We start from the raw sequence: 11,255 nt of genomic DNA, 5'->3' as shown, positions 1-11,255 counted from the left end.
GCCTGGCCGAACTCGCTGCACTTGAGCAGCTTGGCGCCCTTCATCTGGCGCTCCAGATCGTAGGTCACGGTCTTCCTGGCGATCGCGCCCTCGATGCCCTTGTAGACGAGCTTGGCGGCTTCATCCCAGCCCATGTGCTGGAACATCAGCGCGCCCGAGAGCATGACCGATGCCGGGTTCACCTTGTCGAGTCCCGCATACTTGGGCGCGGTGCCGTGGGTGGCCTCAAAGATGGAGGCCTTGTCGCCGATGTTGGCGCCGGGCGCCATGCCCAGGCCGCCCACCTGCGCGGCGCAGGCATCCGAGAGGTAGTCGCCGTTGAGGTTGAGCGTGGCAATCACGCTGTACTCGTCGGGACGGAGCAGGAGCTGCTGGAACATGGCATCGGCAATGCGGTCGTTGATGACGACCTTGCCCTTGGGCGCCTTGCCGTTGTGCTTGCTCCAGAGTTCGTCCTCGGTGATGACCTTGCCCTTGAATTCCTTCTTGGCGAGTTCGTAGCCCCAGTCGCGGAAGGCACCTTCGGTGAACTTCATGATGTTGCCCTTGTGAACCAGCGTCACGGTGGGCAGGCCCTTGTCGATGGCGTACTGGATCGCGCGGCGCACGATGCGGAAGGTGCCGCTGCGCGAGACGGGCTTGATACCGATGCCCGAGTCGGGACGGATCTTCTTGCCGCTCTTCTTCTCGATGACCTTGATGAGTTCCTTGGTATCCTTGGCGCCCTTGGCGAACTCGATGCCCAGGTAAATGTCCTCGGTGTTTTCGCGGAAAATCACGACGTCGAGCTTCTCGGGGGCCTTCATGGGCGAGGGCGTGCCGTCGAAGTAGCGAACCGGACGCACGCAGGCGTAGAGGTCGAGAATCTGGCGCAGCGCCACGTTGAGCGAGCGGATGCCGCCGCCCACCGGCGTGGTGAGCGGGCCCTTGATGGCCACCTTGTATTCGGAAATCGCCTTGACCGTCTCGTCGGGCAGCCAGGCGTTGTCGCCGTAGGTCGCAACGGCCTTCTCACCGGCGTAGATCTCCATCCAGTGAATCTTGCGCTTGCCCTTGTAGGCCTTGGCAACCGCGGCGTCGAAGACGACCTGCGAAGCGGCCCAGATGTCCGGGCCGATGCCGTCGCCTTCGATAAAGGGAATGATCGGCTCATCGGGTACTTCAAGAGCGCCCTTCTTCACCTTGATCTTCTGGCCGCCGGCCGGCTTGACGATGTGAGAGACGGGCTTCTTGATAGCCTTCTTCTTGCTGGATTTCGCTTTCTTCGTTGCCATGTTCGTGGACTGGACCCCCGTGGAGTGGTTTGAGCGCGTCTGTCGGCGGTGATCTGCCCGGGCCTTGGTTCGAGGCGCATTGCCTGACCCGGTGCCACGCCTTCGTCAGCGTTGATGCCGAAATAAACTAAGTGAAAAGGGTGCGAGTCGCGCCCTGAGCGCCTGCGGGCATGATGATCGGAGGCGGCTTCCCTCGTGTGCTTCCCCCTGCCCGGCACGGGCGCGCGACGGCCTCATATATACGTTTATCCGCGCGCACCCGACTCGGGCGCTTTCCTAGCACTCCGCCGCTGGGGGATCAACTATGAGCGCTGCGTCAATTCCCCAACTTCTCCGGCACCTGGCCGCTTCGTAGCGAGCCCTGCCGCCCGGCCCTCAAGCCCCGAAGTTGACTCCCCGTGGGGCCACGTGATACGGAACGCGCTGACTAGGCACGACCGCATTTGGAACCGGAGATCGGCGGAATTCGACGACTTTCCGGGACCGGTTCGGGGCGCAACACCCCGACGGGGGAATTGTGGGGACGGTTCGTGCTTTTACACGGCCGTGGGAGTTTAACGCGATGATCGAGTTGCGGGGAATCCGCAAGTCCTTTGGCGACTTGGAGCTGCTCCGGGGAGTGGATCTCAAGATCGAAAAAGGCGAGACCGTGATGGTCATCGGGCCTCCCGGCAATGGCAAGTCCTTGCTGCTCAAGATCGTTGCCGGCTTGATCGAACCCGATGAGGGCGAAGTCCTCATCGACGGCAAGTCCATCACCAGGGCCACCGGCCTCCAACTCGACCAGATCCGCCGCCGCATGGGCATGCTCTTTCAGCAGTACGCCCTGTTCGACTCCATGAGCGTCCGCGACAATCTCTCGTTTGCCCCGCGCGAGCTCACCGACCTTTCCGAAGACGAAATTCACCGCCGCGTGCGCGACTCCCTGGCCTCGGTCAAGCTCAAGAACGTGGAAGACCTCAAGCCCAGTGAGCTCTCGGGCGGCATGAAAAAGCGCGTGGGAATCGCCCGCGCCTGGGTGATGCAGCCCGAAGTCATCATCTATGACGAGCCGACGGCGGGACTCGACCCCGTTTCGGCCAACCGGATCAACGACCTGATCCGCGAATACGCCAAGAATCACGGTGCCACGGCCATTGCCGTCACCCAGGAGATGCTCTCGGCCTTCTACGTGTCGGACCGCGTGGCATTCCTCTGCAATGGAAAGATCATGGAGGTCGGCACGCCCGATGAGCTGCGTGCCTCGACCAATCCCTATATCCAGCAGTTCCTCGAAGGCCGCCTGAGCGGCCCCATCACCGACGAGATGGAAGAGCTGGTGCGCTCGCACATCAGCCACGGCCACGAAGCAGGTGCGTCATGATCGTCTATCGCGACGTGCACAAGGCCTTTGGCACCAAGCAGGTGCTGCGCGGCATCGACCTTGAGGTCAAGGAAGGCGAGCTGCTGTTCATCATCGGCGGCTCGGGCACGGGCAAGAGCGTGACCATCAAACACCTGGTGGGCCTGCTCAATCCCGACCGCGGCGAGATCTGGCTCGACGGTGAAGAGATCACTCACTACGACGAAGAGCAGTTCATGCACGTTCGCAAGAAGTGCTCGATGGTCTTTCAGAACCCCGCACTCTTCGACTCGCTCTCGGTCTTCGAGAACGTGGCATTCCCCCTGCGGCGTCACACCCGTCTTTCGGAGAAGGAAATCGCCGAGCGCGTGCGCGAGAACCTCTCGCTGGTAAACATGGGCGGCTACGAAGACGCCCTGGTTCACGAAATCTCGGGCGGCATGGCCAAGCGCGTTTCCCTGGCGCGCTCGATCGCGCTGCGTCCCAAGTATGTTCTTTACGATGAGCCGACCACGGGCGCCGACCCGATCACGGCCAACACGCTCAACGCGCTCATCAAGGATCTCTCGCAGAAGCTCAAGGTTACCAGCATCGTGGTCTCCCACGACATGGAATCGGTTCGGCAGATCGCCGACCGGGTAGTGATGCTCTACGAAGGCAAGGTCATTTTTGACGGCAGCCCCCAGGGCATCGAGCAGAGCGACAACCCCTACGTCAAGCAATTCGTCAACGGCTACTCCGAAGGGCCGATGGCATAAGGGAACGGGACGTGGAACAGGCTGCAGAGAAAACAGAACTGAGCCCGGCGATGAAGAAGCTCGACCGCTTTGCGGCCGGCATCGCCCAGCCCGTGACCGATTTCCTGGAGGAAATGGGCAAGCTCGTCGCGTTCTTCATCCAGATCGTCAAGACCAGCTACAGCCGCAAGCAGTACTGGGACGTCGTTCAGTATCAGCTCTACCAGACCGGCTGGCGCAGCGTTCCCATCGCGGTGCTTGCCGGCGTCTTCGTCGGCGGCATCTTCGCCATTCAGATCTATGAGAACCTGCTGGACTTCGGCGCGGTTGCGATGCTCGGCGGCATTTCCGCCTCCATCACCGTGCGCGAGGTGGGGCCCCTGATGATCGCCCTTCTGCTGGGCGGCCGCATCGGCGCGTTCACCGCCGCCGAGCTGGGCACCATGAACGTGACCGATCAGATCGACGCCATGCGCTGCCTGGCCACCGACCCGGTCAAGTATCTGGTGGTTCCGCGTTTCTACGCGATGATCGTGATGAGCTGGGTGCTCACCATCATCGGCATCGTCATCGGCGTCCTGGGCGCTTCGATCGTGTCGATGGTCATCCTCGACGTGAATCCCTATCTGTTCTTCTCGAATGTCGCTTCGCTGGTCGACCTCTACAGTTTCATCTCCGGTCTTGTGAAGAGCATGTTCTTCGGCGTGCTCATCTCCACGGTGAGCTGCTACTACGGCTTCCACGTCCGCGGCGGCGCCGAGGAAGTGGGCCGCAACGTCAACAAGACGGTCGTGGTTCTGGGAATCGGCCTGCTGGGCGCGGACTACATTCTCGCGGTCCTCAACGACGCCATTTACATGGCCTTTTTTGCGGCCAAGTAAGGGGAAAAAGCTGTGACCGCCATTCTCAACCCTGTTTTCAACTTCTTCGAGATCGTCGCGATCAACATCCGGCTCTACGTCGATACGGTCATGTATCTGGGCGTGACGATCAAAGAGATGCTGGTCAGCTCCAAGCGCCGCAACAACGTGCTGAGCACCTGGATGGACCAGTTCTACTGGATCGGCAACAAGAGCATGGCCATCGTGCTCTCGACCATCGCCTTCGTGGGCATGATCTCCATCGTGGAAATGGCCTTCCAGATGGGGCGGGTCCTCCACAGCGTGGACTTCGTGCCGGGCTTTGCCGCCCTGATCATCTTCCGGGAATTTGCCTCGGTCATTCCGGCCACGATGATGGCCGGCAAGGTCGGCGCCGGCATCACCGCCGAGCTGGGAACCATGAAGATCACCGAGCAGATCGACGCGCTGCGTCTTATTTCACTCAACCCGGTGAAATTTCTGGTGGTTCCCCGGTTTGTGGGCTGCGTGGTGTCCCTCTTTTTGCTCTCGAGCATCGCCTCCCTGGTCGCCTTTGTGACGGCCATGGCGGTCTCCTCGCTCACCCTGAACATCGGCTATGAGGTTTTTCTCAACCAGGCGCTGTTCTTCGTGGGGGTCGAGGACATCTTCATCAATCTGTTCAAAGCCGTGATTTTCGGCCAGATCATCCCGATCCTGGCCTGCCACTACGGCCTGAACTGCCGCGGCGGGGCCGAGGGCGTGGGCATGGCCTGCACCCAGGCGGTCGTCTATTCGGCGCTCGTGATTGTAATTTTGGACTTTTTTATTACCTGGGCCGCTACGGTACTGCTATAGGACCGGCGGGACTGGGCAAAGTAATTTCAGCATGTTAGATATATCGGACGCTCCAAGGGGGGGTGACGGGAAATGACGCAGAATATGAAGGTGGCTCTGCTGTTCCTTTTGGCAGTAGCAGGGCTCGTTGGCATCGTTGGCCTACTGACAGGGGGAGTCGTGGGCGATGCTGCAACATTGCATGTGCGCTACAACTTCGCCGGAGGCGTCCAGACGGGCACCCCCGTGCGTGTCGCCGGCATCCAGGTGGGCAAGGTCCGCAAGATCACCTTCCTGGGCGGTGATCCCTCCGTCGACGAGCACGTCGACCTCACCATCGACATCTCCAAGAAGGCCCTCGATAGCGTCCGCAAGGACTCGAACTTCTACGTGAACATGGCGGGCATCATCGGCGAGCGCTACATCGAGATCTCGACCGGTTCGAAGTCGGCTCCCCAGCTCACCGATGGCGATGTGGTTCGCGGCGTGGATCCCCCACGGCTCGACCAGCTCATCAGCCAGGGTTACGCCGTTGCCGGCGAAGTGCTCGACTTCGTCGAGCGCAACAAGCCCAAGGCCCAGAAGATCATCGACACCATCGTCATGTTCATGGAAAGCATGGGCGCCGACGATCCCGAGAACGTCAGCAAGATGTTCAAGGCGCTGGTTCACCTGATCCCGGCCCTCGACAAGGAACTGCCCCCGGTGCTTCGCAGCTCGCGGCCGGTCCTTCGTCAGATGCGCCCGATCATGGGTGAGCTTCAGCCCCTGCTGGCCGATGCGCGCGAGCTTCTCGGCGACGAGAACCTCCCCCTGCTGCTCGACCAGCTTGTTACGACTCTCAATCAGGCCAACGGCACGCTCGGTCGCGCCGACCTGATGCTCGACAACCTTGCCTTTGTCGACGAGAACTGGGTCCGCCACTTCCTGCAGTCCGAAGGTGTTCGCGCCTATGTGGGCTTTGGCACCCCGGTCATCCCGAAGGGTTCGCGGCCGGTTCCGCCGCCGCCGCTCCAGCTTCTGGAGCGTCAGCCCGCCCTCGACGGCAACGGGCAGGAACTCGAGCCCCATGCTCCGAACGATCCCTATTTCCAGGAGCCGCTGCCCGAGCCCACCCTGCCGGAGCCCACACCGGAAACGGCTGAGATGGCCCCCGCGGCACCAGCCCAATAAGCGCTACCAAGAAAAGGGCCGCCTGAAAAGGCGGCCCTTTTTCTGTCCGGCTTGCCCGCTTCGGGCCGCCTCTGATATGAGACTCCCCATGACAATCGACTTCCAGGCCACCGAGCGACTTCTTTCCTTTGACCAGACGCCCCTGTTCTGGCGCAAGCACCTGCCGGATTCGCCAAAGGCGCACGTCATCATTGTCCACGGCTTTTCCGAGCACGGCGGGCGCTATGCCCACGTGGCGGAGTATCTGGCGGGCAAGGGCTATGGCGTGTGGGCCATGGACAACCGCGGGCACGGACGCAGCGCGGGCAAGCGCGGCCATGTCCTCGAATACTCCGAGTACGTGCGCGACCTGGCAGTCTTTCACGAGCTGGTTGCCGACCAGTCGGGCAGCGAGCAGGTCCACCTGCTGGGCCACTCCAACGGCGGCCTGATCTCGCTGTGTTTCGCACTGGCGCATCCGAGCAAACTCAAGACCCTCTGCCTCTCGGCGCCGCTGCTGGCTCTGTCAAAGGAAGTCCCGGCCATCAAGATGTGGGCCGGTCGCACCATCGCCAAGTTCGCTCCGAGCTTCACCATGGCGAACGACCTCGTGCCCGACGAGCTCACCCACGACCCCGCCATGATCGAGGCCTACCTGGCCGATCCGCTCATCTTTCACGAGCTGACCGTCGGCTGGTTCCAAGCCATGGAGAGCGCCTCCGAAGACGCGCGCTCGCGCGGGGCACAGGTGGAGCTTCCCCTGCTCATGCAACTGGGCGGCTCCGACCCGGTGGTTTCCACGCCCGCGGCGCAGCGGTTTTTCGAGACCGTCGCGTCAAAGGACAAGGAAATCCACACCTACGAGGGCTTCTACCACGAGATCTACAATGAGACCGAGCGCGCGACGGTGATGGATCACCTGGGCGCCTGGCTCGATCGGCACGAGGGCTGAGGGCGGCCTGCAACGGTGCCGCAGCAAACTGACCACGCCGGAGCCTCCCGCGCGCGCCTGCGCGCCCTGCTCGCCTTGACGCTCCTCCTGCTCGCCGCGTGCCACGACCGGCGCGAGCGCGGCATCGTCATCGCCAATCTCTCGACCGAGCCCCCGAACCTCGACTGGTCGCGCGCGACCGATCACGTTTCCTTCAATGTCATTTCGAACCTGATGGTGGGCCTCACCGAGTTCGGCGAGGGCGGCGCCATCACTCCGATGGTCGCCGAGTCCTGGCGCATCGAGGACGAGGGCCGCCGCTACGTCTTCACCCTGCGAGAGGACGCACGCTGGAGCGACGGGCGCCCGGTAACGGCTGCGGACTTCGTCTATTCCTGGCAGCGCATCCTCGATCCGGCGACGGGCTCGGAATACGCCTACCTGATGTACGTGCTGAGGAACGCCCGCGCGATCAACGAAGGCAAGCTGCCGGTGGAATCGCTTGGCGTCTCGGCCCCGGATGCGCGCACGCTCGTTGCGGAGCTGGAAGCGCCCTCTGCATTCTTCCTCAGCCTCACCACCTTCGAGATCACCTTTCCCCTGCGCCGCGACGTCGTGGAAAAACACGGCGCCGCATGGACCGAGCCCGGCAAGCTCATCTCCAACGGGCCCTACGTACTCACGCGCTGGGATCACGAGAGCGTCATGGAGTTTGGCGCCAACCCCCACTACTTCGGCCCGGCGGCGCCCACGCCGCGCGCGCGGCTCCTGATGATTCCCGAAAAGACGACCGCCATGACGCTCTACGACCGGGGCGAGCTCGACGTCATGGACAATCACTCGCTCGACCCCCTCGACATTCCGCAGTACGAAAACGATCCGCGTTTCGAGCGCGTCCCCCAGCTCCGCGGTTACTACTACGGCATCAATGTCAGCCGGCCGCCCTTTGACGACGTGCGCGTGCGCCGGGCCTTCGCCCATGCGATCGACCGCAGCATCTTTCCCAAAATCCTGCGCGGCAGCGAGTGGCCCACTTCGAGCTGGATTCCCAAGGGGATGTTCGCCTTCAACGAGGACATCGGGCTCAAGTTCGACCCCGACAAGGCGCGCGCGCTTCTGGCCGAGGCCGGCTATCCCGGCGGAAAGGGTTTCCCCACGGTGACCGCCATGTTCAACACGGCCGAGCACCACGCGCTCATCGCCCAGGCCTTGCAGGCACAGTGGCGCGAGAACCTTGGCGTCGAGGTATCCATCGCCAACATGGAGTGGAAGGTTTTTCTCGACAAGCTCCAGAACGATCCGCCCCAGATGTTTCGCATGGGCTGGGGCGCGGACTACCCCGACCCCGACAACTTCATGAACCTCTTCACTTCCTACAGCGGCAACAACAAGGGCCGTTGGAAGAACGCCCGCTACGACGCCCTGGTCGAGCAGGCCGCGCGCGAGCTCGACCCGCAAAAGCGCCGGGACATGTACGATGAGCTCCAGCGCATCCTGCTCGAAGACGACGCCGCGATCATCCCGCTCTTCAATGTCACGGAAAACACCATCGCCCAGCCCTGGGCCGAGGGTTTTCACCTGAGCGCCATGGCCCGCCTGCCGCTCTACAGGGTCCGGCTCATCGAGGAGAAGATGCCGTGAGCGCCTACCTGGCACGCCGCGCGCTCTCGGGCGCGATCGTCATCCTCGCGGTGGCGGCGGTGACCTTCGGCCTGCTGCGCCTGGTGCCCGGCGGGCCTTTCACCTCGGAAAAAGACCTGCCCCCGCAGGTGCTCGAAAACCTCAATGCCCGCTACGGGCTCGATGACCCGCTTCCCGTGCAGCTCGGCCGCGTGCTCATCGGCGTGCCGACTCTCGATTTTGGAAATTCCATGAAATTTCGCGAGCGCAGCGTCCGCGAAGTTCTCGCGCAGGTGGGCCCGGTCAGCCTGCACCTTGGACTGCAGGCCTTCGCCATTGCACTCGTGCTGGGACTTGGCGTCGGCTTTGTGAGCGCCTGGCGAAGGGCCGAGCGCGGCCGGGCCGGTACGGGCGACCAGGCCCTCCAGGCGCTGGTTACCGTGGGCATCGCCCTGCCGAGCTTCGTGGTGGGCGGCATCCTGATCTACCTCTTTGCCTTCCAGTGGCCGGTGCTGCCGCCTGCCAGGTGGGAGGGACCGCTCCACACGATCCTGCCCTCGCTCACCCTGGCAGCGGCGCCGGCGGCCTACATTGCGCGGCTCTCACGCAGCTCGCTGCTCGATACCCTTTCCGAGCCCTTCGTGCGCACCGCGCGGGCCAAGGGCCTCACCGAGCTCGCGGTCGTCGTGCGCCACGCCATCCCGGGCGCCCTCTACACCGTCATCACGGTGCTGGGCCCCCTGCTGGCCGCGCTGGTGACGGGCTCGTTCATCGTCGAGCTGATCTTCGGCATTCCCGGCATGGGGCGCTTCTTTGTCACCAGCGTGACCGACCGCGATTACACGGTGATCCTGGGCATCACGGTGCTCTACACCGCCGTCATCGTGGGAGCGAACCTCATCGTGGACCTGCTCTACGCACTCGTCGATCCGCGCGTGCGCGTTGGTGAGCAGGGCGGAGAGAGCGCATGATTGCGCGCCTGAAAAAGAACCCGATCGCTCTTGCGAGCGCGTGCTTCATCGCGCTGGCACTCTTTGTCGCGCTCTTTGCCGAGTGGCTCGCCCCCTATTCCTATGGTGGCCTCTATCCCGATGCGATTCTGCTGCCGCCGGATGGGGGGCATCTCTTCGGGACCGACCGTCTGGGTCGCGACCTTCTCTCGCGGGTGCTCTATGGAACGCGGGTCTCAGTGCTCATCGGCGTCACGGCGGCGCTGGGCTCCTCGGTCATCGGCTTCTTCTACGGCGCCCTGGCCGGGCTTGCAGGCAAACGCACGGAGGGCGCGCTCATGCGCGTCGTCGACGCCGTCTACGGCCTGCCCGAGCTGCTGCTCATCGTGCTGCTCTCGCTCATCTTCGGACGCGGGCCGCTCTCGCTCGCCATGGCGCTGGCAATGGTGGGCTGGACGCGCATTGCCCGCATCGTGCGCGGCGAGGTGCTGCGCATCCGGGTGCAGCAATACTACGAGTCCTCCCTCGCGCTGGGCGTTGGTTTCTGGCGGCGGCTCATTCGCTACGTGCTTCCCAATTTACTTAGCCCGCTGCTCGTCGCGACGACGCTCTCCATTCCGCTGGCGATCCTGACCGAGTCGGTGATCTCTTTTATCGGCCTGGGGATCAACGATCCCTACAGCGCGTGGGGCACGAGCTGGGGAACGCTCGCACGCGAGGGCTGGCAGGGGCTTCGCACTTATCCTCACCTGCTGCTCTTCCCGAGCCTCGCGATCTTTGCCACCGCGCTCTCGTTCAACCTGCTGGGCGACTGGCTCCGCGACGAACTCGATCCGCGCACGCGCCCAACCCAATGAAACTCAAGCAGCTCCACGAGTGGGACCTCAGCATTGCCCAGGCGCGGCAGGTGCAGGAGCGCCTGGCCCGTAGGGTTCGACAAACACCGCTGACCAAAGAAGTCCGCCACATCGCGGGCACGGACGTCTCCTACCACCGCCCCTCGGGACTTTTCGTCGCGGGCGTGGTGGTGCTCCGCTGGCCGAGTCTCGAGACCATCGAGACCCAGGTCGCCGCCGGGGAAACTCCGTTCCCCTACGTGCCGGGCTATCTCTCGTTTCGCGAGATCCCGCCGCTGGCGCTCGCGCTCGAAAAAGTGCGCACCCGCGTCGACCTGATGGTCTGCGACGGGCAGGGCCTCGCCCACCCGCGCGGCCTGGGGCTGGCATCGCATCTGGGACTGCTCACGGGCCTTCCCACCATCGGCTGCGCCAAGAGCCGCCTGTGCGGGGAGCACCGCGAACCCGCCGCCCGGCGCGGCTCCAGCGTGGCACTCAACTACAGGGGAGAGACTCTCGGCCGCGTCCTGCGCACCCGCGACGGGGTGCGCCCGCTCTTCGTCTCGGTGGGACACAACATCACGCTGGCTGAAGCTGAGAAGTGGGTACTGCGCCTGGCCAATCGCACGCGCATCCCCGAGCCTACCAAGCGGGCCGATCATCTTGTCGGATTGGAAATGCGCAAATTACAGAATTTGTAGGGGCGAGGTCTACTCGCCCCCTGAATCAAGCAGGGC

At 63.5% G+C, this 11,255-nt stretch carries 11 protein-coding genes; 10 read left to right on the top strand and 1 reads right to left on the bottom strand.

Features of this window, described 5'->3' with window-relative positions; genetic code table 11:
• A partial coding sequence (gene icd, locus KDH09_04060) for an isocitrate dehydrogenase (NADP(+)) (GenBank protein ID MCB0218844.1) occupies positions 1-1,274 on the bottom strand: 1,274 nt, incomplete at its 3' end.
• A 562-nt stretch (positions 1,275-1,836) separates the two neighbouring features.
• Here icd and KDH09_04055 point away from each other — a divergent pair.
• From KDH09_04055 to nfi, 10 genes are all read left to right on the top strand, one after another.
• Complete coding sequence (locus KDH09_04055; GenBank protein MCB0218843.1) at positions 1,837-2,637, top strand: ATP-binding cassette domain-containing protein; 801 nt, start codon at positions 1,837-1,839, stop codon at positions 2,635-2,637.
• Positions 2,634-3,374, top strand: coding sequence for an ABC transporter ATP-binding protein (locus KDH09_04050; protein MCB0218842.1), 741 nt, complete (start codon positions 2,634-2,636; stop codon positions 3,372-3,374). The genes KDH09_04055 and KDH09_04050 overlap by 4 nt, the downstream gene beginning before the upstream one ends.
• An 11-nt stretch (positions 3,375-3,385) precedes the next feature.
• On the top strand, positions 3,386-4,234 hold the full coding sequence (locus KDH09_04045) for an ABC transporter permease (GenBank protein MCB0218841.1): 849 nt from the start codon (positions 3,386-3,388) through the stop codon (positions 4,232-4,234).
• 12 nt (positions 4,235-4,246) lie between these two features.
• A complete protein-coding gene (locus KDH09_04040; GenBank protein MCB0218840.1) occupies positions 4,247-5,050 on the top strand; it encodes an ABC transporter permease in 804 nt (267 codons plus the stop codon).
• A 159-nt stretch (positions 5,051-5,209) separates the two neighbouring features.
• Complete coding sequence (locus tag KDH09_04035) at positions 5,210-6,202, top strand: MCE family protein (GenBank protein MCB0218839.1); 993 nt, start codon at positions 5,210-5,212, stop codon at positions 6,200-6,202.
• Positions 6,203-6,290: 88 nt separating this feature from the next.
• Positions 6,291-7,133 carry a lysophospholipase gene (locus KDH09_04030; GenBank protein ID MCB0218838.1) on the top strand — a complete coding sequence of 281 codons (843 nt, stop codon included), beginning with the start codon at positions 6,291-6,293 and terminating at the stop codon, positions 7,131-7,133.
• Between the two features lie 15 nt (positions 7,134-7,148).
• The gene (locus tag KDH09_04025; GenBank protein MCB0218837.1) at positions 7,149-8,753 is read left to right on the top strand and encodes a peptide ABC transporter substrate-binding protein; all 1,605 of its coding nucleotides are present in this window, start codon (positions 7,149-7,151) and stop codon (positions 8,751-8,753) included.
• Positions 8,750-9,703 (top strand): ABC transporter permease, encoded by a 954-nt coding sequence (locus tag KDH09_04020; GenBank protein MCB0218836.1) that lies wholly within the window; start codon positions 8,750-8,752, stop codon positions 9,701-9,703. Before KDH09_04025 ends, KDH09_04020 begins: the two co-directional genes overlap by 4 nt.
• On the top strand, positions 9,700-10,539 hold the full coding sequence (locus KDH09_04015; protein MCB0218835.1) for an ABC transporter permease: 840 nt from the start codon (positions 9,700-9,702) through the stop codon (positions 10,537-10,539). Before KDH09_04020 ends, KDH09_04015 begins: the two co-directional genes overlap by 4 nt.
• A complete protein-coding gene (nfi, locus tag KDH09_04010) occupies positions 10,536-11,219 on the top strand; it encodes a deoxyribonuclease V (protein MCB0218834.1) in 684 nt (227 codons plus the stop codon). Before KDH09_04015 ends, nfi begins: the two co-directional genes overlap by 4 nt.
• The last annotated feature ends 36 nt before the right edge of the window (positions 11,220-11,255 follow it).

This window comes from Chrysiogenia bacterium (assembly GCA_020434085.1).
GTDB lineage: Bacteria > JAGRBM01 > JAGRBM01 > JAGRBM01 > JAGRBM01 > JAGRBM01.
This window is presented reverse-complemented; position numbering and strand designations above follow the sequence as displayed.

Coding starts and splice junctions, on each gene's coding strand:
- KDH09_04055 (MCB0218843.1), top strand. CDS start 1,837: ATGATCGAGTTGCGGGGAATCCGCAAGTCCTTTGGCGACTTGGAGCTG.
- nfi (MCB0218834.1), top strand. CDS start 10,536: ATGAAACTCAAGCAGCTCCACGAGTGGGACCTCAGCATTGCCCAGGCG.
- KDH09_04015 (MCB0218835.1), top strand. CDS start 9,700: ATGATTGCGCGCCTGAAAAAGAACCCGATCGCTCTTGCGAGCGCGTGC.
- KDH09_04050 (MCB0218842.1), top strand. CDS start 2,634: ATGATCGTCTATCGCGACGTGCACAAGGCCTTTGGCACCAAGCAGGTG.
- KDH09_04030 (MCB0218838.1), top strand. CDS start 6,291: ATGACAATCGACTTCCAGGCCACCGAGCGACTTCTTTCCTTTGACCAG.